Consider the following 23,606-nt stretch of genomic DNA (forward strand, 5'->3'; position numbering starts at 1 on the left):
ATCATAGGGAGCCCCTCGGGTGAGACCTGAGTCACGATTCAGGAAGGCCCCTTCCCCCAGCCTTCCGACGACAAGACCTTCTCCGAGGTGGACGGGACGAGGGATGCCGTCCTTGAATCCGCCGCATGACGCGGAGACTCGGCGAGCGGCTGGTGCTGGATGGCGTGTTGACGCCGGAGCTCTTGTCGCGAGCGCTCGCGCATCAACAGGAGACGGGCCAGAAGCTGGGCGAGTGCCTGGTGCGACTGGGCGTGGACGAGACGCCGGTGCTGCGGCTGCTCGCGCAGACGCTCTCGACCCGCTTCGTCTCCACCGAGAAGCTGAGCCTGGCGAAGGTCGACCCCGCCCTGCTGGAGAAGGTCTCCGTGCGCCTGGCGGAGGGCTTCGACTTCATGCCCCTGCGACTGGCGCAAGGCGTTCTCTATGTGGCCATCGCGGAGCCGCAGCGACAGCGCGCGCTGGAAGAGATTGTCCGCACAGTGGGCGTCACACAGGTGCTGCCTTTCATCGCGGTGCGCAGGTCCATCCGCGCGGCCATCCGCAAGCACTACTACGCGGTGGCGGACGCCTTCGAGCACCCGCCGGAGGACGAGGCCTGCCCCCACTGCGGCGCGCCCACGCTCCCCAAGGACTTCCAGTGCCCCCGCTGTGAGCTGCTGCTGGTGCGCCACGTCGAGGACCTGCCGCCCCGCGACAACGTCTCCCTGGTCCGCGCGCTCCTGACGCAGCCCGAGCGACAGGGCACCCCGCGCGCTCCGCAGTCGGAGACCACGCGGGTGGCGCCGTTCGACGCGGCCCAGGAGGGCTCACAGGCCCGGCCGTTCCTCGTGGGCGGACTGAGCGTGACGAACCTGCGGCTCAGCCCCTTCGAGGCGTATGTGCTCTCCCTCGTCGACGGGCACACGTCGCTGTCGGACCTGTCGCTCATCACCCAGCTCGCGGAGGTGGAGCTGCGAGCGCTCTTCGCGTCGCTCGGAGAACGGGGCGTCACGCGGCTCTACGAGCCCCCCGCGCCGACAGCCCGCGCGGCACCCGCCGAGCCGACGCCTCCGCCCGTTCCCCAGGCGACGCAGGCCGGACGCGCGGTGCCCAAGCCCTTCGTGGAGGACGCCAACGAGGATGTCCTCCAGCGCGTCATCCGGTTGGAGCAGGCGGGACGGTGGGCGGAGGCCATCGAGCTGCTGGAGCGAGGCATCGGCCTGCTTCCCCACCCCGCGCCGCTCTACAACCGCCTGGGGATGATTCTGCTGAACCACCACCGGGACTACGAGCGCGCCACGGCCCTGTTCCAGAAGGCCTCCGACCTGGCGCCGGAGAACAACCTCTACACGATGAACCTGTACTCAGTGATGTGCCTGCGCGCGGACGCCACCAACGCGGGCCAGCACAAGGCGCGACGCTGAAGCGGCCCTCCGCTCACGACAACCGGGGACGGCCCAGCCACAGCAGCCCCAACCCCAGGGCCAGCAACGTGGGCCACGCCAGCGCGAGGAACCCCAGCGCCACCCGCGGGACGACGTCGGCACCGGGCTGTTCGACATAGGCGAAGCGCGGCAGTCGCACATGGTCCGCCGCGCCCAGCGTGTCGCCCGCGAAGACTCGCGGCAACAGGGCCTCGCGCCACGAGGCGTGGAAGCGGTCCACCTGCCGCAGGAAGTGCGCGTGCCGTGCTCCACCAGTCCCCGCCACATCCTGGAGCGCCTGCTGGAAGGCCAGCGCGGGGGACACGAAGCGCAGCAGCTCCAGCGCGGATTGCTGCGCGTCCAACTGCGACTGGAAGGCCGCGACCACGGGGGCGGTGGCCCGGGCCGCCTCGTCCTGAACCGCCAGCGCGGTGGGCCAGTAGCCCTCCGTCCGGGTCCCCTTCGGCGCCAGCTCCGGATGGTCCTCGAAGTAGGCGGACAGCACTTCGCTTCCCCGCCGCTGCGCATCCAGCGAGGCGTCGCGGGTCGCCCCCACCAACGTCACGCGCGAGGGCACCGGATACAGCGCGCTCACGCCGAGCTGCGCCGCCGCGGGCACCACCACCACGAGCAACAACCACACGCCCACCAGCACCAGCGCATTGGTGGCGGAGCTCAGCGCCCGCGCGTTCACCGCCAGCGCCAGACAGAACCAGAACGCCCCATAGCCCACCACCAACGCCAACCATCCCAGGAGCCTCGGCAGCCCGCCGCCGCCTCCCGTCAACACATGCCCCGCGAGGCCCGCGAGCACGCACAGGCCCAGGAGCACCGCCGCGCGAACGGCGAGCCTGCGCAGCGCCCAGCCCCGAAGCCCCGTGGCCTGCACCAGCACCAACCGGAGCGTGCCGTCCTCGCGCTCCCGGGACACCAGGTCGAACGAGAACGCGAGCGCGAACAAGGGCAGCAGGTAGAGCAGCACGAACGACACATCCAGCGTCCCGGTGGCCAGGTGCGCCGGGTGCTCCAGCGTCTCGCGCGCGAAGTCCGTGAGGCGGCCCTGCAGTGACACCTGGTAGGACGACGGCAGCAGGTCCATCTGGCCCACCGTGAAGACGCTCAGCGGCCCCGGAGGCAGGAGCGCCTCGGGCTGGACGAGGAAGTTGCCCACCGGCACCGGCATCGTGGGGCTCTTCCAGGCGGGGGGCTCGGTCCCCTGCCCCTGACGCAGCGCCTCGGCCTGGGCCGCGAGCTGTTCGCGTCGCCAGGCCTCCTGCGTGAGCAACGTCTGTTGATGCGCGCGCAGGTCCTGGGTGAAGCGCCAGCCGTTGTAGAGCCCCAACGCCATCAGCCCGAGCAGGAGCGCGGCGGCGAAGAGGAGCATCCGGTCCTTGCGAAGCAGGAACCACTCGTGTCGGAGCAGGGACATGTTCATGGGCTCGTGCCTCACAGCGCGCTCAGGCGTGCGCCGGCGCGCAGGGCGAACGCCGTGGTCCACGACAACCAGAGCCCGAGCAACAAGAGCCCCGGAACCTGGGACGAAAGCGCATCCGTCAGTCGCTCCGCCTCCAGGCGCAGCTCCGGCACCTGCCGCCACAAGGACGCATCCGCCTTGTAGTTGGCGTCGCCGTGCTTCGAGCGGAACGCGACGTCATCGTTCATCCGCTTCACCAGCGCCTGCCGGTAGTCCTCCGCCTGCTCGGTGAAGCGCAGGTGCGCGGACAGGTCCGTGCGCGCGAGCGACGCGGACACCTGCCGGAGCGCGAGCATGGGCGACAGCGGCGCGAAGGCGCGGTGCAGCCGCTCCTGGGACGCATATCGCTCCCGCAGCTCCCCGAAGCGCACCGCCGCCACCTTGCTGCTGTACTCCTCGCCCGCCTGGAGCGCGATGCCCCGGAAGTTCACGGGGAGCGCCTCCACCGAGTCCACCCCGTAGCGCGCCAGCGTCTCGCGCTCCAACGCCACCTGCCGCGCGTCCGCCGAGTCATGTCCGCTCAGCCCCTTCTCGTAGTCCTCCGCGAGCCTGCGCGCGAAGTCCTGCGCCGTCGGCACCGGCGCCCACGTCCGGGCCGCGTCCGCCGCGAGCCGGGGCACCAGCAGCGCGTTGAGCATCCACACCGCCAGCAGCACCACCAGCGCGCCGCGCGACGTGCGCGCCCACGCGCTCACCGCCAGCCCCAGGAACACGAAGCCCGCCAGGTACAGCCCATACCCCAGCGACAACACCAACAGGCGCCCCAGCAGGTCTCCCCACGAAGCATCCAGGCCGCCGCCCAGCCCCACCACCAGGCCCAGGCCCACGACGACGAGCGGCACCAGCAGCGCCGCCAGCGCCAGCCCCACGCCCAGCGCCTTGCCCAGCACGAGCTGGTGACGCCGCACGCCGGTGCTCAACAGCAGGCGGAGGGTGCCCTGCTCCCGCTCGGCCGTGAAGGCGGAGTAGGTCAACAGGATGATGAGCAGCGGCAGGAGGAGCTGCAGGACTCCGGCGCCGGTGAGCTCTCCGAAGCGGGCCACGGCGGTGGCGTCCGTCGCGGGGCGGTGCTGGGTGAGGTTGCGCTTGTGCGCCTCCAGGTAGACGGCCACGCCCAGGTACGGCTCCACGCCCCGGTCGAACGCGGCCAGGACGGACTCGGGCTTGAAGGCCCAGACGCCGTAGTGCGCCGCCGAGTGGGGGTTCTTCTCCCCCTGCTCCAGCCAGTGCTGACGCGTCAGCCGAGAGCCCGCCTCGCGCTCGGCGCGCGACTCGCGCACGTGCAGCGCGCCCATTGCCAGCCCCACGACGGCCAGGAGCCCCACCAACATCCCCGCGGTCCGGAAGCGCCCGTCCCGCGACAGCTCCACCCATTCCTTGCGTGCGATGGCCCGAATCATTCGTGCGTCCTCAGCCCCGCATGTGCGTCAGGTACAGCTGCTCCAGCTCCGCGTGCCCCAATTCCCGCGTGGCGCGCGTCTCCACCAGCCGGCCTGACTTCATGATGCCCACGCGCGTGCCAGACTCCTTCGCGCGGAACAGGTCATGCGTCGCCATCAGCACCGCCATTCCCTCGCCGCTCAGGCGCAGGAGCAGCTCCGACAGCTCGTTGGAGGCCAGCGGGTCCAGGCCCGACGTCGGCTCGTCCAGGAGCAACGCCTTCGCACCCTTGGCCAGCGCGATGGCGATACCCACCTTCTGCCGCATGCCCTTGGAATAGCGCCCCACGGGCACGTCCATCGCCCCCGGCTGCAGCCCCGCGCGGGCGAGCCAGTCCGTGGACTCCAGCGTGGACAGCGCCGGCCGCCCCGCCAGCGTGTTGAAGTAGGCCAGGTTCTCCCGCCCCGTCAGCCGGGGGTAGAGCATCACCAGCTCCGGCACGTAGGCGAGCAGCCCGCGCACCTGGGCCTCGTGGTGACGCACCTCCAGCCCCGCGACGCGCGCCTCCCCGCCCGTGGGCTCGATGAAGCCCAGGAAGAGGTTCAGCGTCGTCGTCTTGCCCGCGCCGTTCGCCCCCAGCAGGCAGAACACCTCACCCGCCTGGATGGACAGGTCCAGCCCCTCGAGCGCCGGGTGCGCGCCGTAGCGCTTGGACAGGTTCCTCGCTTCAAGCATGGAGACTCCCATAACGGAGCCACCCGCAAGATCGCAACTTGATTGCATCTACAAATCGATACACGTCCCGTGTGACTCCGGGGACACTCCGGGCCGCAGGGGACGGACACGAGCTCCCCTGCGGCCCCTCCTGGACGTGCGCGGCTCAGGACTTCTTGTACGCGTCCGCGATGCGCAGCAGGTCCGCGATGGTGAAGTCCCCGCCCGAGCCGTAGGTGGGCTTCCAGCCCTTGTTCTGGAGGAAGGACGTGGGGTCGTTGAGCAGGACGCTGAAGAACGTCTCCCCGACGATGCGTCCGCCCACCGGCCCGAGGAAGCGGCCCTGGTTGGCGAGGTTCGCCTCCTTGAGGATGTAGTACCAGAGCGGCGCCACGGTGCTCCCCCACCCCTGCGGCAGGCCGAGCTGCGAGTTGGCGTAGCGGGTCGTCCCCAGCGCCTCGGCGACCGTCTGGCCGGCCGGCAGGGTGAACTCGTTCTGGCGCAGCAGGTTGCGCCCCGCGAGCGACAGGTACAGCGGGTCCGGCTTGCCCTGGTACTGCGGATGGTCGAAGCCGGGGATGAGGGCCTCCGGCAGGTTCAACAGCTCCGAGGCCAGGTACGTGTCGAACAGCTTGGCGCCCTGCGGGGTGACGCCGGAGCCCAGGTTGAAGAAGTTCCTCCAGTCCACGCGCTTCTCCGGACTGAGGAACGTCCCGGGCTGGTGCAGGTCGAAGATCTGCACGTTCGAGTAGCTCGAGTTGACGGTGTACGTCTCCCGAATCGTCGCGTGCCCCATGCGGTAGGCGGCGGCGGAGAACTCGATGGGAATCTGCTGGAGGTTGGGTGGGAAGTACTGCGGCCCCTGGTTCACCAGCTTGCCGTAGAGCTCGTCGCCGACGAAGCGGCGCACGAAGTCATGGTAGACAATCCATTGGTAGTGCCAGCGCACCCGCTGGGAGGCCTCGGCGAAGAGCGCGCCTCCGGAGAACGAGCCCGACAGGTCCTTGACCACCTGGTTGTGGAACTTGATGAAGGCCAGGTGCAGCTGATTGACGAACATGTTGTCGTCGTTGCGCGGGTCTCCGATGATGGCCGTGCCCTGGACGTTGCGCAGCACGTCCCCGTCCGGGTTGTCCTGCCGCCCGAACAGCAGCGTGGCGCCGTCCTTCGCGTCGAACAGGAAGGCGTCCTGCACCGGTCCCCGGCCGTAGATGTTGCCCAGGTCCAGCGTCGGGGTGATGGCGTCTCGCGTCTGGTTGGGCTGGGTGCCCCGGCTGTTGATGTCCGAGAACACGTCGAACGTCAGGTCATGGTCCAGGAACTGGCCCAGGAACGTGTAGCCCGCGGGGATGGTGGGGTTGTCCTGCGGCACGCTCGGGCCCAGCCGGTCATCGTCCATGGGCCCGCCCGGCAGCGTGAGGGCGCGGAGGTCCTCCACGTTGAAGACGGAGGGACGCAAGTCCGGGAACATGCGGAAGAAGTCGGAGACGACGGGGCCGTTGTCCCCGGTGAGGGACTGCGCGGATTTGCTGGAGACAGCCGGGCCCACGACGCCGTGGGGGCGCACCAGGTTGCCGGACGGCGCCTTGGACAACATGGCCGCCCCGGTGCCCCGGTGGAATGGACAGCCACTGCCCGGGAGCGCGACCGTGACGCGCGGAGGAATCTTGTCACTCATGACGAATCTCCTGTGTGTCGAGCGGCGTGGCTCAGGTGGTGATGGTGATGTACGGGTCCCACGAGTAGGTCCCCACCTTGTTGCCCAGGTTGTCCGTCACCTGGACGTAGAGCTGGTAGGTCACCCGCTGTCCCGACAGCGCGGCGGTGGGATGCAGCGCGGTGGACTGGAAAAAGAAGTCCACGTAGGGCTGGGTGTTGTAGCCATCCACCTGTCCACCCGCGACCTCGGGGACCGGCACCTTGATGTGGGACACCAGGGGCTGGGGCGGAGAGATGCACTGGGCATTGCCGGAGACGTTCATCTTGTAGAGCACCGCCGAGTAGCCGGTGTTGAGCGTCAGCGAGGCCATTCGCCAGCGCAGCGTGTCGTTGGTCTTCGCGGCGACGGTCAGCTCGGAGATGGCCTCCATGCCCACCGCGTCGTCCTTGCGCACCAGCATGTACACGCAGTCCGCGATGGAGACTCCCGGCTCGTCCACCGACCCGTTGGGGCCATACTCCTTCAGCACCTTGTCCACATCCACCACGGTGAGAACATCGACGAAGCCATCATCCTGAGCCATGACGCACCTGTTCCTTGCGATTCGAGTCGAGACAAATCCAGACATCCACCCGCGCGGACACGCGTCAGGCGGTGATGGTGATCTTCGGGTCCCAGGAGAAGTAGCTCAGGATGTTCCCGTCGTTGTTCGCCAGGGCGAACGTGAAGGTGTAGACCACGGGCGTCGTCGTCGGGTTCACCGCCGTCGCCTGGAAATAGGCATCCTGGTACGTCTGCTTCGAGTCCACCGTGACCTGGTTGCCGTGCACCGACGGCAGGGGCACCGTCACCGTGGGCTCGATGAGGAAGGGCGACGTGATGCAGCCCTCTCCCCGGAGGATGTCGCACCCGTTGAGCGCGACGCTGAAGCGCGTGTTGCCCGTCAGCGAGGTGATTCGCCACCGGATGTTGTTGTTGGTGTTGACGACGATGTTCAGGTCATCCGTGGCCTGACCCGACAGCATCTCGTCGTAGCGGATGAACATGTAGACGTACGGGGTGGGCTCCCCCAGGTCCACGGGGTGGTTGGAGTCCGTGCTGAACTTCCCCTGGTAGTCCAGGTAGAGGTTCTCCGCGTCCACGACAATCAAGACATTGGCGGTGTTCTCGGTATCTGCCATGACGACCTCTGGGGTGCTTTCGGGGTGGAGTGCTCAGCGGGGCCGGAGGATTCCGGGCCGCTGGATGGAGAAGGGCTGGATGTTGGTGCGGGTGACCCCCGTGAGCGCGAGCTCCGACAGGATTCGCCCGAGCAGCGGCGCGAACTTGAATGCCTGCCCCGTGTCACCGGTGAACAGCAGCACGTCCGGGTGCCCGGGGAGGACATCCAGCACGAAGTTCAGGTCGGGCGTCATCGTGTAGAGACAGCCCACCGGGTCCACCGCCAGGGACTGCAGCCCCCGGAAGTGCTCGCGCATGAAGGTGTTGAGCAGGTCCACCATGCGCGGGTCCGCCTGGGGTGGCGAGGTGGGCGGCAGCGGGGACTTCAGGAAGGTGAAGTCGGTGCCCACCTTGATGCGGCCGGGCGTCAACAGCGGCGGCAGCCCGTAGTAGGTCGTCGTGTCGTCCCCGGGGAACTTCGGCGCGCCGAAGTAGAACCAGAGCGGATACGTGTACTGGGACGGGGACACCTCGAAATAGGCATACGTCATGCTCCAGATTTCGAGCGCGAGCTGGATGTTCAGGCTGTCGAGCACGCCGTTGGTCCACGCGGACGGCACCAGGATGAGCTTCTTGCCGGTGTACGTCCCCTGCGCGGTGGTGACGGTGACCTGGCCGGGCGCGTCCTGGATGCGGCTGACCGTCCGGCGCGGAATCATGTCCACGCCCCGCTCGCGGCACTGGTCGGCGAGCGCGCGGAGCGCCCGGTCCGCCGCGATGACACCCGCCTGGGGCTGCACCAGGCCCACCACGTCGTCGCTCAGGCCCTGGAGCACGGAAAAGCGCTCCGGGAAGTCCGCCGCGGTGAGGCGCTGGAAGGGCAGGCCCTGCTCCTCCAGGACGGCCTCGGAGTCCTTCAAGTCCCCTTCGGGCGTGTCCACGCCGCTGGGCGGGCCGAAGAACAGGAGCGAGGTGTCGTTGAGGATGCCGTTCAGGCCGCTGTCCGACTCCAGCTCCCGCCAGAGCGGATAGGCGGACTGCGCGAGCAGGGACAGGTGCGGGTCCGAGTACATCACCCGGAAGAAGCGCGACTCGCCCTTCGAGGAGAAGAAGTCGTTGTCGAAGTCGAACTGGTCCAACAGCAGGACCTTCTTGCCGGCCTTCGAGCACCACCAGGCCGCGGACAGACCGATGGCGCCCGCGCCCACGACGACCACGTCATAGGAGTCCATGTCTTCGTCTGCTTTCGTTTCGAAGGAGGGTGTCTGTCGTTACCAGCCGAGGTAGTACTGGCTGTCCAACCAGGCGGGCCACGCGAGCCCGAAGTGCGCCTGGAGCATCTTCTCCGCCTCGCAGAAGGCGCCCTCCACCCAGCCCTGCTGGTCCGAGTAGGCCTCGCCGCAGATGTGGAGGTGCTCGTCCGGGTCCGGCCGGCGCATGAAGGGCATCACGTCCCGCACGCTCACCCCGGCGCGCCACGCGTGATAGCCGCCGCCATAGGGGTCCTCCGTCCAGTTGCGGAAGTAGGAGACGTACGGCTGGGGGACGGGGTTCGCGGGCCCGTGCAGCTCCTGGAGCTGGCTCACGGCCTCCGCCACCATCACCGCCGGGGCCTGCAGGTCCTCCACCTGGGCCAGCGCCTCGCGTGAGGCCAGGGCCGTGGGCCGGGGCTTGAAGCGCTCGAGCCGCTGGTGGGGCGAGTCCATCAGCGCGGACCAGAAGGGCGTGGTCCGCATGTCGTTGTAGCTGGCGAGCAGGATGGAGTGGCTGTTCACAGGGTCGGTGCCGAAGTAGTAGCACTGCCGCATGGGCAGGTCGGTGATGGACTCGCCCGCCACGGCCTGGAACTCCTGGTTCCACCAGGGGGACTCGAAGCCCATCAGCAGCTTGAAGGACGGCTCGGAGATGACGGCGTCCAGGTTCTTGCGCACCTGCGCGCTCACCTGGGGCCTGGTGAAGAACCGGTCCGCGCCAATCAGCTCCAGCGCGCGGCGGGGCATCGCGAGCACCACGGCATTGGCATACACCGTCCACGACTTGCCGCTCGGGACGTTGTTCAGGGTGAGGACATACCGGTACGGGCTGCCCTCCGGCGCGGCGGTGAGCGCCGTCAGGCCGTTCTGTCCCCAGAGGTGGGCGCGCTTGCCGCTCGGGTCCTGGGCGACGAAGCGCTGGGCGAGCGTGTTGCCCAGCTGGTCATAGCCGCCGTTCAGCGTCTGGTATTCCACGCTCGCCAGGGAGAAGTCGCCCACGAGGTACGGAAAGGCCTCCGCGGCGTTCCAGTTGATGGTGTTGGAGTAGTAGCCGCCGGCCACGGCCAGGAACTCGTAGGCCTCCTGGCCCACCTGGTCCTTGAGGAGGTTCCAGAAGCCCAGATCATTGACCTTCTTGCCCTGGTAGGGCCCCGGCTTGCGGTAGGTCAGGTTGGGTTTGATGTCGTCCCAGTCCCGGGCGGTGAGCTCGAAGGAGTAGTCGTAGGGAGGGGTGAACTTCACCTGGTTCGCGTAGCGCTCCTGGAACCAGGGGTCTGCCATGAGGACGTCGTAGATGACCTTGTTGAAGAGCTGGTCCGAGTCGAAGCCCACCACGTCGTCGGGCAGGAAGTAGCGCGTCTTGAACGTGCGGCGGTCCGCCTGGGCGTTCGCCCACTCGTCGGCCTTGAAGCGCTGGCCGCGCAGGTAGCGGTAGTGGTTCTTGTCGTCGCCCAGGGGGAAGTCCTGGGGCGTCAGCTCCTGGGAGAAGACCTCCGAGATGAGCGAGTTGACGATGACATGCGATTGCAGATAGCGCATGCCGCCAATCTCCGCCGCCAGGGAGACGCCGGGCAGGAAGACCGACTCGATGCGGCCGCCCAATCGCTCGCTCAATTCGAAGACGTGCACCGAGGATGGGCGCGTGCCGCCCTCCGCGAGGTCGCCGACGAGCAGCCGCCAGCCCGTGTAGAGCCCGGAGACGCCCGCACCGATGATGGCGACGTCGAGCTGGAGCCCGTCGTCCATTCCCGGGTCCATCGGGGGTGGATTCACTCGCGACATGTCTGCCTCTCAGGGGATGGGGCACCGCGCCCTATTTCAGGGAATTCCAGTGCAATCCCTGCACCACCAATTTCACGACTGCCTTTCGTCTGCCTTCAAGGACTTGCGGCGCGGCGGGGGCAGGCATTGACGTGTCAGGCTTCAGCCGCCTCGGGCGGACGACGCAGGGCGCTGACACGTCATGGACGGCGCGGACACGTCAACGCCCGGAGAGCCCCTGACGAGGAAAATTCCGGGCTGGACGTGATTGGGGGTCCGTGTCGATCTTCCCAGCGGATATTCGTCGCCGATTTGAAGGCGCCTTTTCGGCACCCTCTCGCACCAGGAGGAGCTCCCATGTCCTACATCGATGGTTTCGTCATCGCCGTGCCGACCGCGAACAAGGAGAAGTTCATCGACCACGCCCGCACGGGCGACCCCGTCTTCATCAAGTACGGGGCCCTGCGCGTGCTCGAGTGTTGGGGGGACGACGTGCCGAGCGGCAAGCTCACCGACTTCCGCCGGGCCGTGCAGGCCAAGGACGACGAGACGGTGGTCTTCTCCTGGGTCGAGTGGCCCGACAAGGCCACGCGCGACGCCGGCATGGCGAAGATGATGGAGGACCCCGACATGAGCCCGGAGAAGAACCCGATGCCGTTCGACGGCGCGCGGATGATCTACGGCGGCTTCGCGCCGGTGGTCGAGCTGAAGAAGTAGCCAGGTCGAAAGCGCCGGGGGCTCAGGTCAAGAGCCGCCCCCGCGCGCCCTCGACGACCAGCTGCAGCAGGGGCGAATGCAGCCCGCCGCCGCCATGCTCGCTGACGCGGCTCCACTGGAGCTCGCCGGAGTCCGCGTCGAACGCCGTCAGGGTCTCCCGGTGCGAGACGATGACCTGCCCCTGCTCGACGAGCATCGTTCCGCCAGCGAACGTCGACGACTGCTCGGAGTCCACGCGCTGGGCCCAGAGCAGGCGCCCGCTCCCGGCGTCGAGCGCGTGGACCTCCAGGAAGACCCTCTTCGTGAACGTCCCCTCGGCCCCGCCGGAGAACACGAACACGCGCCCCTCGCGCAGCTCCGCGTACGTCGGCCGGGGCCGCACGCCCGGCACCGACTTGCCGGGCACGGCGAAGGTCCACACCGTGTCGCCGCTGGCGCGCTCATACGCCGCGACGAGTCCGTTGAAGGCCGTGATGAGCAGGGAGCCGGGCGCTGGCGAGGTGTCGTTCATGCCACGCCGGGATACCACAACCCTATTGCGCCAGCGTGGAGCGGTACGAGGCCAGGGTGCACCGCATGCGCTGCACCTGCTCCGCGGTGAAGCCCGTCATGCACGCGTCATCCGTCAGCTCCATGTAGTTCTGCACGGGCACGGGCGCACCGCCGCAGCTGGTGAGCCCCACGGGGCAGCCCTTGTGGGACGTGACGTTGGGCGCCGTGTCACAGATGCGGTCGCCCGTGGTGTAGCAAGCCGGCGCCGTGGCGATGCCACAACCCTCGTAGTACGTGTGGAACAGGCCCAGGTAGTGGCCCACCTCGTGCGTGACGGTCCTCCCCTGGTGATACGGCACCACGGGCCCCACGCGGCCGAAGGCCAGCCAGTTGATGACCACCCGGTCCTGCGGCTGCCCCACCGCGCCCGAGGGGTCCGCGGGGAGGAAGGGCACATACCCGCGCGAGCCGCCCGCGCTGTTCGTGTAGAGGTTCAGGTAGCGCGTCGGGTCCCACGCAATGGTGTTCCAGTAGCTGCCCTGGTCCTGGTACCAGGTCGTGTTGCAATAGCGCTGGATGCCCGTCGTCGGGTTGCCCGCGGGGTCCTCGGTGGCGAGGAAGAACTCCAGCTTGCTGTCCACGCCCGCGGCCCCCGGCGTCCCTGTCAGCGCGCGGAAGTCCTCATTGAGGACCGTGATTTGACTGTGCACCAGCGCGTCCGAGATGTTGCCGTTCGCGCACGCCGCATCCGAGATGAGGTGCACCACCACCGGGATGCGCCGCACCGTGGTGGGCTGCCACAGCGGCCCGGGCACGGTCTGCGCCAGGGAGCAATCCGAGGGCGTGAAGCTGGCCACGCGCAGCGCGGCCGCAGGCTCGGGCGCGACACAGCGGTCCGCGTGCGGCGAGAAGACATCCGAGGAGAACAGCGCCAGGACGGAGGACACGAGGGCATGGGCTGGGAGCATGGGCCTCACGCTACCGAGCCACGCTGACGCCTTCCAGGTGGCCGGGGTGGGCGCATGGGGGGTGGAATGGTAGGAAGAAGGAATGGCTCGCGCTCGTCCCACATCGCCACGCTGCCCTCGGTGCAACGCGCCATTCACCCTGGTCGCCGAGCAGGTGTTGTACACCTGTTACTACTGCAACGCGTCCATCGATACGCGGGGAGAGCAGGCTCCGCGTCCGCTCTATCAAGCTCCGTCAGCGACGGGGCCCAACAGGTTGCCGCTCGTCCTGGGCGCGGGGATTGCCGTCATGCTGCTGGGCTCCGCGGCGGGCTTCTTCGCCATGGCGTCCTCGAGCGACTCCTACACGCCCCCGCCCGCGCGCGCCGAGCCACCCCCACCGCCCCCCACCGCGCAGGTGCCGCCCGCGCCGCCCCCGAAGCCGAGGTTCGCGTGGGACATGGACAACACCCCCACGGTGACGGACGTCAACGGGGACGGCACGGACGACATCATCGGGACCATTCGTCGCGGCACGTCGTTCGACCGCTATTCCACGGCCGCCTTCGACGGGAAGACGCTCGAGCCCCTCTGGGAGGTGCCCATCGAAGGCGCGGCCCCCACGGACCTCGCCTCCCGCGAGCGCTACATCCGGCAGGGAAATCGCCTGGTGCGACGGGAGGCCATGGCGGTGAGCCTGCTGGAGCTGGCCACTGGCAAGGTGGTGGGGCGCGTGGCGCTGTCGGACAAGCCCGACAAGCTCTGCATCCCGCAGGGGGACACCTCCTCCGTGTGGGTCTCGGTGATGGACCAGCGGAACATCCTGCTCGACACGACGACGGCGACCGCGCGCCCCGCCTCCCAGACTCCTCCCAACTGTCAGCCCCCCGAGCGCGGCCGCTACGACTGCTCCCCCGCCATCCACCGGAAGACCCATCTGCCGTGCTCGCTCGCCCTCAAGGCCCCGCCCATCCCGGGCTTCCGAGGGCAATATCGCTACACGGCGCATGGGCTCGACGTGGTGCTGGGCGCCCGGAACCCGGGGACGCGCGTCCCCATGGCGGCGGTGTTCGAGAAGGGCGCGAAGGAGCCCCTGTGGCACGGCGCCATCGCCGACATGGACATCGAGCAGGTCTTGGAGACCACGCCGGAGGCCCTCGACATCTCCGAGGACGCCCTCTTCGTGGCCTACCGGCTGAGGGCCGGCGGCATGCACCTGGTCCGCCGGGACGTGAGGACGGGGGCCGTCGTCTGGGACGTGCCCATCCCCCGCTCCAAGGACGGCTCGCTCGTCACCAGCTTTCGCAAGCAGGGGGACCGGCTCTACGTGCCCCACTGGATGTGGCTGGATGTCTTCGACGCGAAGACGGGCAACGTGATTGGCACCCTCGGCACCTGGTAGCCGAGGGCGCCTTTCTGGGACTCAGCGAGCCGCCGGCCACAGCCGCACCACCAGGGCCGCCAGCGCGGACACGGTCGCAAGCAACGTCACCGCGCCCCAGCCCCACCCGGCCAGCACGAGGCTGCCGCTCACCGCGCCCAGCGACATGCCGATGAACACGCAGACGAACAGCACCGCGTTGAGCCGGCTGCGCGCGGCGGGGTCGATGCCGAACACCATCGTCTGATGCGCCACCAGCGTCATCTGCACGCCCAGGTCGAAGCCAATCGCGCTGGCGCCGAACAACCACAGCCGCGCATCCGGCTGGAGCCACGGTGAGGCGAACATCGCGGCGAACGCCACGGCCGTCAGCCCCGCGCCCAGCCGCGTGACGAGCTCGGGGCCGAAGCGGTCCGACACGCGCCCGGCGATGGGCGCGCCCAGGGCCCCCGCCGCACCCGCCAGGCCGAAGGCGCCCGCCGCCGCGCTGCCCAGGTGGAACGGCGCGCCATGCAGCATCACCGCGAGCGTGGACCAGAACGCGCTGAAGCCCACCGAGAGCAGCCCCTGGGCCAGCGCGGCCCGGCGCAGCGCCCCGTGCTTGCGCCACAGGCCCACGAGCGAGCCGAGCAGCGCGCCGTAGGACAGCGTGCTCGTCGGACGGAAGGCCGGCAGCCCGCGCCACACCACCGCGCCAATCACCACCACGCTGCCCGCGGCCATCAGGTACATGGCGCGCCAGCCGAGCTGCTCGGCCACCACGCCGCTGACGACGCGCGAGAGCAGGATGCCGAGCAGCAGGCCCGTCATCACCGTCCCGACGACACCGCCGCGCTCCTTCTCGGGGGCCAGGGTGGCCGCGGCGGGCACGATGTCCTGCGCCACCGTCGCCGTGAGCCCCACCACGAAGCTCACCACCAGCAGCGGACCGATGGCGGGCGCCAGGCCGCTGAGCAGCAGGGCCACCGCGAGCAGGCCGACCTTGATGAGGATGATGCGGCGCCGGTCGAAGCGGTCCCCCAGCGGCGTCAGCAGCAGGATGCCCAGCGCGTAGCCCAGCTGGGTGAGCGTGGGCAAGAGTCCCACCGCCGTGTCCGAGGCACCGATGGAGGAGCCCATCACCCCCAGCATCGGCTGGCTGTAGTAGAGCGAGGCCACCGAGAACCCGGCGCTCGCCGCCAAAAGCAGGCGCAGCCCCCTCGACATCGAGCCCGAGTCGCCGGGGCCCACCAGGGCGAGGCGAGGCGCGCGGGCCTCGTCCGAGGGCAGCGCGCCTCTTCCGGCGGGTTCATGTACGGCGCGAATGAAGGACATGACGTTCACCTGGGTTGCTGCGAGTCGAGGTGAAGGTGTCCCAGAGCAGCGGTCCACGGTAGTAGCGGGGTCCGCACAGCGGATATACGCTCCACGTATAACGCCATGCCCCGCCCCCCCAAGTCCGCTCGGCCGCGTGCCCTCCCGAAGCCGCCGCCCACCACCGCCGACCGGCTCGAGCTGATGCAGACCTTCCTGCGCATCGTCGACGCCGGGAGCCTGTCCTCGGCCGCCGCGCAGCTCGGCACCACGCAGCCAACGGTGAGCCGTCGCCTCCAGGCGCTGGAGCGCTCGCTCGGCCTGCGGCTGCTGCAGCGCTCAACCCACGCGATGAAGCTCACCGAGGACGGCGCGCGCTGCTACGAGCGGGCGAAGGAGCTGCTCGCCAACTGGGAGATGTTCGAGGCCGACCTGCGCGGCGCGAGCGACGAGCCGGAGGGCACGCTGCGCGTCGTCGTCCCCCACGCCTTCGGCCAGCAGCTCCTGGTGGAGCCGCTGACGGAGTACCTGCACCGGCACCCGCGCGTCAGCGTCGAGTGGCTGCTGCACGACCGCGCGGTGGACTTCATCGCGGACGGCATCGACTGCGCGATTCACGTCGGCGAGGTGAAGGACCCCAGCGTGGTGGCCATCCGCGTGGCGGAGGTGCCGCGCATCGTCGCCGCCGCGCCCTCGGTGCTGACGGGGCGCTCCCGGCCCACCCACCCCGACGAGCTGGCGCGACTGCCCTGGCTGTCGCTGCGCACCTTCTATCGCAACGAGCTGTCGCTGACCCACGTGGCCACCGGGGAGGCCCAGCCCATCGTCTTCCAGCCGCGCGTGAGCACCGACAGTCTCTATGCGCTCCGGAGCGCGGCGCTGAAGGGGCTCGGCATCTGCGTGGCATCCGCGTGGGTGCTGCACGAGGACATCGTGAAGGGCCGGCTCGTCCACCTGGTGCCGGAGTGGCAGGCCTCCGCCCTGCCCATGTACCTGCTCTATCCCGCCGCGCGGTTCCATCCCGCGAGGCTGCGCAAGTTCGTGGCCCTGATGCGCGAGCTGATTCCCACCGCGCTCGCCGTGGCCACGCGCAAGCAGTGAGACCTCGCGAAACACAGACATCGCCTCCCCGCAGGTAGCCCCCGCAGACAGCGGGGCCCCGCCCGAGTTCCCCGGCACATCTCACCAGAATGCCACAGCCCGATTGTCTGATGCCCGCCGTTCGGGCCGACGCGTTTGTGTTCATCTATTTCGTGCCTTAGACATGGAGTGCTGGATTTATCCGAGAGTCTGGCGGCGCCCGCTGGCGTCTCACGTCCAAAGAAAGGCATGACCATGAAGAAGCTGCTCCTGGGAATGTTCCTGGCAACACTGTCGCTCGTCGGCTGTGGCACCGAGGAGGCGAACCTGCCGGAGACCGGACAGGTGATGACCACGGAGGATGGCCGCGAGCTGGTCATCGAGCAGCGGTCGGCGGAGCCCGGTGAGGAAGCGCCGGATGTCGATGCCGCCAACGTGAGTGTGGACGAGGACAGTCTCGCCTGCTGGGTGGTGCTCAACTATTGCCGGCACCCGGATACGGGGCGGCCGCATTGCACGGCCACCGGCTGCACCATCGCCCAGGCCATCAAGCATTGTCAGGCGCTCATCAGGAAGCACTGCTGAGCCTTCACCGCGGCAGACGCATGGGACCTCTCGGCCGTGGCCGAGAGGTCCGAAGGTGACAACGAATGGCACGGGGCTTCAGCGGGGAGCGGGCGGCTGGTCGAGTCCCACGAAGGTCCGGAAGAAGCGCTCCGGGTCCATGGCCACCGAGATGAAGGTCCGGGTGCCGTGTGCCAGCTCGGAGCCCCACTCCCCGCGCTCGCGCACCACCTCCACCTGTGCCCAGGTGACGATTCCGGGGTCGATGGCCGCGCACGCGGCGAGGGGGTCGTGCAGGAGCTTGCCTTCGGGCCGCTGCGCCAGGTAGCGCTCCATGGCTTCGAAGATGAGCGCCAGCCCGGGCGTCGCGGAGGCGTGGGGCTTCATGCGCTCGTGGAAGGCGCCGTCGTAGGCCACGCCATGGGTGACGTTCTTGGACACCAGCTCTCGGCGACCCACCCGGTCCGAGGACAGGGCCAGCAGCGCGCCCTTGGGGTCTCCGTTGAAGTTGAAGGTCGGGCAGGTGCGCAGGCCCGCGAACTTGGGCAGCCGGTGCTCCGGAGGGACCACGTTGTCGCCCGCGAAGCCGCCCTGCGCCACCCACCGGTGCAGGTGGACGTCCGGGTGGTGCTCCAGGAGCAGCCGCAGGTTCTGGAGCGGTGCGCCCGTCAACAGCGTCGCCTGGGGATACCGCCTGAGCGTGCGAGCCAGCACCTCGTGCGCCAGGGCATCCGGCGCGGCGGGAGCCAGCGGTCCCAGCCACTTCGTGTGGAAGGCGGAGAGACTCTCCTTCTGTGATTCCGGATTGCGCGCGCCCACGGGCACGTCTCCCCGGCCAGCCCGCGCGAGCAGGTGCCTCACCATTCCCACCTGGGCGAGCGTGCCCGGCGTCACGGTCACCGCCCGCAGGGTGACGGCGGGGTGCGTGGCCAACAGGCAGAGGGTGAGCGCGTCGTCGGGGTCGCTCGTCTCCATGTCGAAGAGGATGTCAAAGGCCATGAGTGACTCCGGGGCGTGACGTCCTCGTCGAAGCACGTCGGTGACGCGCGGCGAGGACGACGGATGAGGGGCTCACCCGTGCGTCGCGCCTGACGCGCTGCTGGGCGAGGTCCTGAACGGCCCGGGGCGGATTCGCGGCGAGCAGGACCTGGCTTCTGGCGACAGGCGTCTAGAGGATGGCCCTGACGAAGAGGGACGCGACCCACACGGCCCAGAGGAGCGAGAGGGCGAGCAGGACGGCGGCGATCGGGCGGACCCACTTCGGCGATTTGTCGCGCCAGGGCAGGAGCATCAGGTAGCCGCCCGCCAGGGAGGGGATGGGGAGCAGGTTCAGGGACGCCATCCGCGCGCTCATGATGCCCCAGGCCCGGACCAGCGCTCCTTCACGGAGCAGGCCGACGAAGCGCTCCACGCGGCCCGGCAGCGCGGAGAGGTTGAACACGGCGGGGAAGCCCTCGGTGAATTGATGGAAGCCCTCCGCGGGCCCCAGGCACGCCATGGCGACGCCAATCTGCACGTACCAGGGCACCGCCAGGGCCAGTGCGTGCAGCGGGGGTGGCAGCTTGAGCAGCCGGCTCTTGAGCGGCTCCGTGGAGCCTTCCTCGGCTTCTGGCACGAACGACGCGGAGCTGCCCAGGGTGATGGGATGCAGGCTCCAGCCGATGCCCGCCATGCGCCACGCCACCAACTGGGGCCCATAGCCGATGCGAACCACGAGGGGCCGAGCCCCGAGGGCGCTCGCCACCACCGCCTGCGCCAACGCCCACATCACGTTGACCGCGAGGAACAGCACCCACAGCCAGAAGAAGAGGGCGACCCTGTCCATGGGCGGAACTCTATCTTCTTCCCACGGGAAAGACCCCGGGTCGGTCCGGACGCCCGGTGCGCCCTGTCTCGATGACGCAACAGGGCACGACTCATGAGCGTGTGTCTTTAGCAATCGATTGTGACTGGAATCCCGGCGCCAGGAGGCGCCAACACCCAAGAGCGCCTCCCGGCCGCTGCTCGCATCCCAGGCTCAGTATCTGAACGAGACCACTCCGCTGCAGCTCGTGCTGCCATAGCAACCCGCGACGATGGTGTATGCCCCCGAGGACAGAAGCCTCAGCGAGATGCTCGACGCCGTCCCACACACCCCGCCGAAGTCATCATTCCCCTAGCCCGAGGTCGAAGGCGCCCCTGACCAGACGAAGCGCCCTTCTTGCGCTTGGTCATTGAATGGACAAACCAAGGATTGCCGTCGCGCGCCGTAAACCACTCACACAGTCGTCTGTCAATGACTCCTCACGGAGCGCCCTCTGGCACACCCTTTTTCACCCCAAATGCAAACATCCACCCCAACAGGAGGGGGGGGGTGGGGGGGGGGAGGCGACACGCCAGACCCAGCTTCATGATTGCGATTACCGCGCCGGCGCAAATCCTCACAAGCGCGTCGAGCCCGCGATGACCACAGGGTCGAGGTCCATGTCCGCTTCCTCATCCTCGGGTGCGGCCGCCCCCAGCCACTACCCCGTCCCCTGTCAGAGGCTGTAAGCACGCCCCATGAGAAACCACGCCAGCCTCCTGCTCCTGCCGCTCCTCTCGCTGTTCGCCTGCGCTCCGACGGAGGGCCCGCCGGACGGTGAACCCCAGACGGGCGAGGCGCCCCAGGCCGCCGTGACGCCGCTGCGCGCGAAGGCGCTCGGGCGCATGCGCAACGCGGCGAAGTACTTCCACGACAACGTCGCGCGGCACGGCGGCTACGCGTGGCACCACAACGCCAGCAACCTGAGCGAGCGCTGGGGGGACATCCAGCTCGACGAAGAGCAGATCATGATTCAGTCCCCCGGCACGTCCGACGTCGCCATCGCCTTCGTCGAGGCCGCCCTCGCGGACCCCGCCACCCCCGCGCTCAAGACCTACGCGCTGGACACGGCGATGGCACTGCGTCACGGACAGGTGAAGTCGGGAGGCTGGCGCCTCTACGCGGACTTCAAGCCGACGCCGACGCTGCGGGCATGCTACCTCAACACCACGGCGAGCTGTGGCTGCGGCGGCTGCTCCACCACGGCCTACGACGACCAGGTCACCCAGAACGCCCTCATCGCGATGATGCGCGTGGACCAGCTGCTCGGGTTCGCCAACGCGGACATCTCCAGCGCCTCGGCGTACGCCCGCGCGCGGATGGAGACCTCGCAGTACCCCACCCACGGCGGCTTTCCCCAGGGGTTCTCCGCCCCCGTCGCCACCCGGCCCGCGCTGGTGGCGAGCTACCCTCCGTCCATCGGGACCTCCTGCGGCCTGGCCCAGTGCCACGCGAATGCGTACACCACCGAGTACTGGGATGACCCGACGCTGAACGACAACCTCGCGACCGCCTTCGTCGAGATGCTGTACTGGGCCCAGGAGGTCTACCCGGCCCGGGCCACGACGTATCAGTCCATGCGCGCCGCCTTCGGCGACTTCCTGCGCCGGGCGCAGATGCCCCCGCCCCAGCCCGCGTGGGCACAGCAGTACGACGGCCAGATGCAGCCCCGCTGGGCGCGCAGCTGGGAGGCCCCCGCCATCGCCGGCCAGGAGAGCCAGGACGTCATGTGGGCCCTGCTCCGCCTCTACCAGCTCGACCCCAGCGTCCCCGCGAACCGCGATGCCGTCGCCACCGCCCTCGCCTACCTGGAGACGGTCGACTTCGCCAACGACACGCTCATCCACCGCTACATCGAGCTCGATGACACGGCCCCGTCGAACATCGGCTTCTACACCGTGAAGGCCGGTGGCTATCCGGTCCGCTTCTCCTCGGCGGCGCCCACCTACCAGAACTACGCCTGGGAGGTCCCCTCGCAGCTGGCCGCCCTCCGCGCCGAGTACACCCGGCTGGCGACCGACACCACCGTGATGAAGCGCACGTGCCAGCAGCTGCGCTACGACACGGCGCAGGCCGTCGACGCCGCCGTCAACAACGAGAAGTGGCTCACGACCTACAGCCCGGGTGGACCTCGCAGCGGCGCCACCCCCGGCGACTACCTCGACACGAGCACCTTCGTCCGGAACCTGCGCACCCTCGCCGAGTTCGTCACGCGCACCACGACCGACTGCACGGCATGGAATTACTGATGCATCCCTGATACCACTCGGCGGACCCGGACTCCGGGCCCTGCCCGGAATATCTCCGGCCCTGGAATCTTCATGGGACGTCGTCGTTCGGAGGCAGGCACCAGGCCGACGAATGGACCCGCATCGTCGGCGAACCGCGGGACCGGGGCGCTCGGGTCCCCGAGGACAGCCGCTACGTCTTCCCCGTCAAGCTCATCCCTCGCTGACGCGCACCACGAGCTTGCCGACGTTCTTCCCCTGGAGCATCCCGATGAACGCCCCCGGGGCGTTCTCCAACCCGTCCACGGTGTCCTCGAGCAGCTTCACGCGGCCCTCGGCCACCCACGCGTCCATGTCCCGGCGGAAGGCGTCGTAGCGCGCGCCGTAGTGGTCCAGGATGATGAAGCCCTGCGCGCGGACGCGCTTCGTCTGGAAGACGGACATCACCTTCGGCAGCAGGTTCGGACCGGGTGGCGGCGCGTCCTCGTTGTAGCTGGCGATGGTCCCGCACAACGGCACGCGCGCGTGGTGGTTGAGCAGCGGCACCACCGCCTCGAACACCTCACCGCCCACGTTCTCGAAGTAGACGTCGATGCCGCGCGGGCAGGCGGCGGCCAGACGCTCGGCCAGCTTCGGCTCGCGCCGGTCCAGGCACACGTCGAAGCCCAGCACCTCCACGGCGTAGCGGCACTTGTCCGCCCCGCCCGCGATGCCCACCACCCGCGCGCCCTTCAGCTTCGCGACCTGCCCCACCACCGCGCCCACCGCCCCCGTCGCCGCGGCCACCACCACCGTCTCCCCTGTCTTCGGCTCCCCGATGTCGAGCAGCCCGACGTGTGCGGTGAACCCGGGCATGCCGAGCACGCCGAGCGCCAGCGACGGCTGCTTCATCTCCCCGAGCGCCACCAGGTCCTGCCCATCCGACAGCGCGTAGTCCTGCCAGCCCGCGTTGCCGAGCACCTGGTCCCCGACGCGGAAGCTGGGATTGCGCGAGGCGACGACGCGATTGACGGTGCCGCCCACCATCGGCGCCCCCACCGCGACCGATGCATCGGCATACGCCGGAGGGATTTCATTCATCATCGGGCGCATGTACGGGTCGAGCGACAGGGACAGGGTGCGCAGCAGCACCTGCCCTTCGCCCGGCGTCGGCACGGCTGTCTCCTCGATGCGGAAGTGGGTGGACGTCGGAAGCCCACGCGGACGCGCTGCGAGGACGACTCGACGGTTGCGGACATCGCTCTGACTCATGGCTGCGGACTCCTGGGGTGTAGGGACCTACGAGATGCCCAACCGACGCCGCGTGTCGGCCATCGCCGTGTCCAGCGGGGCGCGGTCGCGGGAAATCTTCGCGAGCAGCCCGGCGCCGAGCCACGTCTGGTACAGCGCGAGCGCCAACGCCCGCGAGTGCTCCGTCGTCGACAGCGAGCCGTCCTCGCGGCCCGCATCGAGACAGCGCTCCAACCGGTCGATGATGCCCTGCGTGCCGCGCTCCAACGCCGCGCGCATGCTCTCCGACAAATCACAGACCTCCGCGCCGAGCTTCACGACGAGACAGCGGCTCACCGCCGATTCGTCCGTCTGCGACGCGAACCAGTCCTGGAAGTACGCCATCAGCCGCTGTACGGAAGAGCCCGGCGCCGCCAGCAGCGCATCCATCCGCGACTGGTAGTCGGCGAAGTACGCGTCCAGCACCGCCTGGCCGAACGCCTCCTTGGAGCCGAAGTAGTAATAGAACGAGCCCTTGGGCACCTTCGCCGCCGCCAGCACCTCGGCCAGCCCCACCGCCGTGAAGCCCTTGCTCACCAGCAGCGGATGCGCCGCCTCGAGGATGTGTCGCCGGACGTCCTGGGAGGCCCCGCTCGCGCTCATGCGCCCATGGCTAACGACCAGTAGACCGGTCGTCTAGTCGTTCTTTCGTAGAGCAGGCGACCGCCAGGACATGAGCCCAGGACTTGCGCTGACTGAATGACCGGATTGCAAATCCAGTCAATGAGTTCCGACCCACGCACCGCCATCCTCAACGCCGCCGGAGAGGTCTTCGGCCGCTACGGCTTCAAGAAGGCCTCGGTCGAGGACATCGCCAAACGCGCCGGGGTGGGCAAGGGCAGCATCTACCTGCACTTCGAGAACAAGGAAGCCCTCTTCGAGGCCTGCGCCCAGCAGGAGTTCGCGCGGAGCCTGGCCGAGCTGCGGAGCAGGCTGCGCGACGCGAGGACGCCCGTGGAACAGGTCCGCGCCTACATCCACTGTCG

General features: G+C 69.1%; 21 protein-coding genes and 1 pseudogene. 7 read left to right on the forward strand and 15 right to left on the reverse strand.

Features of this window, described 5'->3' with window-relative positions; all coding sequences use genetic code 11:
- Positions 1-125: 125 nt before the first annotated feature.
- A complete protein-coding gene (locus VZQ01_RS09280; RefSeq protein WP_426747597.1) occupies positions 126-1,403 on the forward strand; it encodes a GspE/PulE/PilB domain-containing protein in 1,278 nt (425 codons plus the stop codon).
- A gap of 13 nt (positions 1,404-1,416) precedes the next feature.
- Here the strand turns inward: VZQ01_RS09280 and VZQ01_RS09285 are convergent, their stop codons facing one another.
- The 8 genes from VZQ01_RS09285 to VZQ01_RS09320 all read right to left on the reverse strand — a co-directional run bounded on the left by VZQ01_RS09285 (position 1,417) and on the right by VZQ01_RS09320 (position 10,827).
- Positions 1,417-2,832 carry a DUF3526 domain-containing protein gene (locus VZQ01_RS09285; protein WP_426747598.1) on the reverse strand — a complete coding sequence of 472 codons (1,416 nt, stop codon included), beginning with the start codon at positions 2,830-2,832 and terminating at the stop codon, positions 1,417-1,419.
- A gap of 17 nt (positions 2,833-2,849) precedes the next feature.
- Entirely contained in the window at positions 2,850-4,277 is a 1,428-nt protein-coding gene (locus VZQ01_RS09290; RefSeq protein ID WP_426747599.1) for a DUF3526 domain-containing protein, read from the reverse strand.
- A gap of 10 nt (positions 4,278-4,287) precedes the next feature.
- Complete coding sequence (locus VZQ01_RS09295; protein WP_248544234.1) at positions 4,288-4,992, reverse strand: ABC transporter ATP-binding protein; 705 nt, start codon at positions 4,990-4,992, stop codon at positions 4,288-4,290.
- Positions 4,993-5,137: 145 nt separating this feature from the next.
- Complete coding sequence (locus VZQ01_RS09300; protein ID WP_426747600.1) at positions 5,138-6,649, reverse strand: peroxidase family protein; 1,512 nt, start codon at positions 6,647-6,649, stop codon at positions 5,138-5,140.
- 31 nt (positions 6,650-6,680) lie between these two features.
- Entirely contained in the window at positions 6,681-7,214 is a 534-nt protein-coding gene (locus VZQ01_RS09305; protein ID WP_426747601.1) for an AidA/PixA family protein, read from the reverse strand.
- A gap of 64 nt (positions 7,215-7,278) precedes the next feature.
- The gene (locus VZQ01_RS09310) at positions 7,279-7,812 is read right to left on the reverse strand and encodes an AidA/PixA family protein (protein WP_426747602.1); all 534 of its coding nucleotides are present in this window, start codon (positions 7,810-7,812) and stop codon (positions 7,279-7,281) included.
- A 33-nt stretch (positions 7,813-7,845) separates the two neighbouring features.
- Positions 7,846-9,024: an FAD-dependent oxidoreductase gene (locus VZQ01_RS09315; RefSeq protein ID WP_223785456.1), complete on the reverse strand. Its 1,179-nt coding sequence runs from the start codon at positions 9,022-9,024 to the stop codon at positions 7,846-7,848.
- Between the two features lie 39 nt (positions 9,025-9,063).
- Positions 9,064-10,827 carry a flavin monoamine oxidase family protein gene (locus VZQ01_RS09320; RefSeq protein ID WP_426732714.1) on the reverse strand — a complete coding sequence of 588 codons (1,764 nt, stop codon included), beginning with the start codon at positions 10,825-10,827 and terminating at the stop codon, positions 9,064-9,066.
- A gap of 336 nt (positions 10,828-11,163) precedes the next feature.
- Between VZQ01_RS09320 and VZQ01_RS09325 the strand changes: the two genes are divergently transcribed.
- A complete protein-coding gene (locus tag VZQ01_RS09325) occupies positions 11,164-11,523 on the forward strand; it encodes a DUF1428 domain-containing protein (RefSeq protein ID WP_426747603.1) in 360 nt (119 codons plus the stop codon).
- A gap of 22 nt (positions 11,524-11,545) precedes the next feature.
- On the opposite strand, the gene VZQ01_RS09330 is transcribed toward VZQ01_RS09325, so the two are convergent.
- Both VZQ01_RS09330 and VZQ01_RS09335 read right to left on the reverse strand, forming a co-directional pair.
- Positions 11,546-12,034 carry an outer membrane protein assembly factor BamB family protein gene (locus VZQ01_RS09330; RefSeq protein ID WP_426747604.1) on the reverse strand — a complete coding sequence of 163 codons (489 nt, stop codon included), beginning with the start codon at positions 12,032-12,034 and terminating at the stop codon, positions 11,546-11,548.
- 22 nt (positions 12,035-12,056) lie between these two features.
- Positions 12,057-12,983 carry a zinc metalloprotease gene (locus VZQ01_RS09335; protein ID WP_267697378.1) on the reverse strand — a complete coding sequence of 309 codons (927 nt, stop codon included), beginning with the start codon at positions 12,981-12,983 and terminating at the stop codon, positions 12,057-12,059.
- Between the two features lie 82 nt (positions 12,984-13,065).
- Between VZQ01_RS09335 and VZQ01_RS09340 the strand changes: the two genes are divergently transcribed.
- Positions 13,066-14,364, forward strand: coding sequence for a hypothetical protein (locus tag VZQ01_RS09340; protein ID WP_426747605.1), 1,299 nt, complete (start codon positions 13,066-13,068; stop codon positions 14,362-14,364).
- 21 nt (positions 14,365-14,385) lie between these two features.
- Here VZQ01_RS09340 and VZQ01_RS09345 read toward each other — a convergent pair whose 3' ends face one another.
- Positions 14,386-15,657, reverse strand: a complete 1,272-nt coding sequence (locus tag VZQ01_RS09345) for an MFS transporter (protein ID WP_426747606.1) — start codon at positions 15,655-15,657, stop codon at positions 14,386-14,388.
- A 105-nt stretch (positions 15,658-15,762) separates the two neighbouring features.
- Between VZQ01_RS09345 and VZQ01_RS09350 the strand changes: the two genes are divergently transcribed.
- Both VZQ01_RS09350 and VZQ01_RS09355 read left to right on the forward strand, forming a co-directional pair.
- Positions 15,763-16,737, forward strand: a complete 975-nt coding sequence (locus VZQ01_RS09350; RefSeq protein ID WP_267697381.1) for a LysR family transcriptional regulator — start codon at positions 15,763-15,765, stop codon at positions 16,735-16,737.
- Positions 16,738-16,971: 234 nt separating this feature from the next.
- Positions 16,972-17,301: a YgdI/YgdR family lipoprotein gene (locus VZQ01_RS09355; protein ID WP_248544225.1), complete on the forward strand. Its 330-nt coding sequence runs from the start codon at positions 16,972-16,974 to the stop codon at positions 17,299-17,301.
- A 78-nt stretch (positions 17,302-17,379) separates the two neighbouring features.
- Here VZQ01_RS09355 and VZQ01_RS09360 read toward each other — a convergent pair whose 3' ends face one another.
- Both VZQ01_RS09360 and VZQ01_RS09365 read right to left on the reverse strand, forming a co-directional pair.
- Positions 17,380-18,279 carry a nucleoside hydrolase gene (locus VZQ01_RS09360; protein ID WP_426747608.1) on the reverse strand — a complete coding sequence of 300 codons (900 nt, stop codon included), beginning with the start codon at positions 18,277-18,279 and terminating at the stop codon, positions 17,380-17,382.
- A 169-nt stretch (positions 18,280-18,448) separates the two neighbouring features.
- Positions 18,449-19,105 carry a hypothetical protein gene (locus VZQ01_RS09365; RefSeq protein ID WP_426747609.1) on the reverse strand — a complete coding sequence of 219 codons (657 nt, stop codon included), beginning with the start codon at positions 19,103-19,105 and terminating at the stop codon, positions 18,449-18,451.
- A gap of 716 nt (positions 19,106-19,821) precedes the next feature.
- On the opposite strand from VZQ01_RS09365, the gene VZQ01_RS09370 reads away from it, so the two are divergent.
- Positions 19,822-21,372, forward strand: coding sequence for a pectate lyase (locus VZQ01_RS09370; RefSeq protein WP_426747610.1), 1,551 nt, complete (start codon positions 19,822-19,824; stop codon positions 21,370-21,372).
- Between the two features lie 192 nt (positions 21,373-21,564).
- Here the strand turns inward: VZQ01_RS09370 and curA are convergent, their stop codons facing one another.
- Positions 21,565-22,602 carry an NADPH-dependent curcumin/dihydrocurcumin reductase gene (curA, locus tag VZQ01_RS09375; protein WP_426747611.1) on the reverse strand — a complete coding sequence of 346 codons (1,038 nt, stop codon included), beginning with the start codon at positions 22,600-22,602 and terminating at the stop codon, positions 21,565-21,567.
- Between the two features lie 27 nt (positions 22,603-22,629).
- Complete coding sequence (locus VZQ01_RS09380; protein ID WP_426747612.1) at positions 22,630-23,223, reverse strand: TetR/AcrR family transcriptional regulator; 594 nt, start codon at positions 23,221-23,223, stop codon at positions 22,630-22,632.
- Positions 23,224-23,343: 120 nt separating this feature from the next.
- Here VZQ01_RS09380 and VZQ01_RS09385 point away from each other — a divergent pair.
- A pseudogene (locus VZQ01_RS09385) lies at positions 23,344-23,448 on the forward strand (TetR family transcriptional regulator); the annotation flags it as partial.
- Between the last annotated feature and the right edge of the window lie 158 nt (positions 23,449-23,606).

It is taken from the genome of Myxococcus faecalis, assembly GCF_050039385.1.
GTDB lineage: Bacteria > Myxococcota > Myxococcia > Myxococcales > Myxococcaceae > Myxococcus > Myxococcus fulvus.

Excerpts from the sequence above, each read along its gene's own strand:
- VZQ01_RS09370 (WP_426747610.1), top strand. The coding sequence starts at position 19,822 with ATGAGAAACCACGCCAGCCTCCTGCTCCTGCCGCTCCTCTCGCTGTTC.
- VZQ01_RS09320 (WP_426732714.1), bottom strand. The coding sequence starts at position 10,827 with ATGTCGCGAGTGAATCCACCCCCGATGGACCCGGGAATGGACGACGGG.
- VZQ01_RS09280 (WP_426747597.1), top strand. The coding sequence starts at position 126 with ATGACGCGGAGACTCGGCGAGCGGCTGGTGCTGGATGGCGTGTTGACG.
- VZQ01_RS09380 (WP_426747612.1), bottom strand. The coding sequence starts at position 23,223 with ATGAGCGCGAGCGGGGCCTCCCAGGACGTCCGGCGACACATCCTCGAG.
- VZQ01_RS09330 (WP_426747604.1), bottom strand. The coding sequence starts at position 12,034 with ATGAACGACACCTCGCCAGCGCCCGGCTCCCTGCTCATCACGGCCTTC.
- VZQ01_RS09295 (WP_248544234.1), bottom strand. The coding sequence starts at position 4,992 with ATGCTTGAAGCGAGGAACCTGTCCAAGCGCTACGGCGCGCACCCGGCG.
- VZQ01_RS09310 (WP_426747602.1), bottom strand. The coding sequence starts at position 7,812 with ATGGCAGATACCGAGAACACCGCCAATGTCTTGATTGTCGTGGACGCG.
- VZQ01_RS09360 (WP_426747608.1), bottom strand. The coding sequence starts at position 18,279 with ATGGCCTTTGACATCCTCTTCGACATGGAGACGAGCGACCCCGACGAC.
- VZQ01_RS09315 (WP_223785456.1), bottom strand. The coding sequence starts at position 9,024 with ATGGACTCCTATGACGTGGTCGTCGTGGGCGCGGGCGCCATCGGTCTG.
- VZQ01_RS09335 (WP_267697378.1), bottom strand. The coding sequence starts at position 12,983 with ATGCTCCCAGCCCATGCCCTCGTGTCCTCCGTCCTGGCGCTGTTCTCC.
- VZQ01_RS09305 (WP_426747601.1), bottom strand. The coding sequence starts at position 7,214 with ATGGCTCAGGATGATGGCTTCGTCGATGTTCTCACCGTGGTGGATGTG.
- VZQ01_RS09365 (WP_426747609.1), bottom strand. The coding sequence starts at position 19,105 with ATGGACAGGGTCGCCCTCTTCTTCTGGCTGTGGGTGCTGTTCCTCGCG.
- VZQ01_RS09285 (WP_426747598.1), bottom strand. The coding sequence starts at position 2,832 with ATGTCCCTGCTCCGACACGAGTGGTTCCTGCTTCGCAAGGACCGGATG.
- VZQ01_RS09350 (WP_267697381.1), top strand. The coding sequence starts at position 15,763 with ATGCCCCGCCCCCCCAAGTCCGCTCGGCCGCGTGCCCTCCCGAAGCCG.
- VZQ01_RS09300 (WP_426747600.1), bottom strand. The coding sequence starts at position 6,649 with ATGAGTGACAAGATTCCTCCGCGCGTCACGGTCGCGCTCCCGGGCAGT.
- VZQ01_RS09290 (WP_426747599.1), bottom strand. The coding sequence starts at position 4,277 with ATGATTCGGGCCATCGCACGCAAGGAATGGGTGGAGCTGTCGCGGGAC.
- VZQ01_RS09355 (WP_248544225.1), top strand. The coding sequence starts at position 16,972 with ATGAAGAAGCTGCTCCTGGGAATGTTCCTGGCAACACTGTCGCTCGTC.
- VZQ01_RS09345 (WP_426747606.1), bottom strand. The coding sequence starts at position 15,657 with ATGTCCTTCATTCGCGCCGTACATGAACCCGCCGGAAGAGGCGCGCTG.
- VZQ01_RS09340 (WP_426747605.1), top strand. The coding sequence starts at position 13,066 with ATGGCTCGCGCTCGTCCCACATCGCCACGCTGCCCTCGGTGCAACGCG.
- VZQ01_RS09325 (WP_426747603.1), top strand. The coding sequence starts at position 11,164 with ATGTCCTACATCGATGGTTTCGTCATCGCCGTGCCGACCGCGAACAAG.
- curA (WP_426747611.1), bottom strand. The coding sequence starts at position 22,602 with ATGAGTCAGAGCGATGTCCGCAACCGTCGAGTCGTCCTCGCAGCGCGT.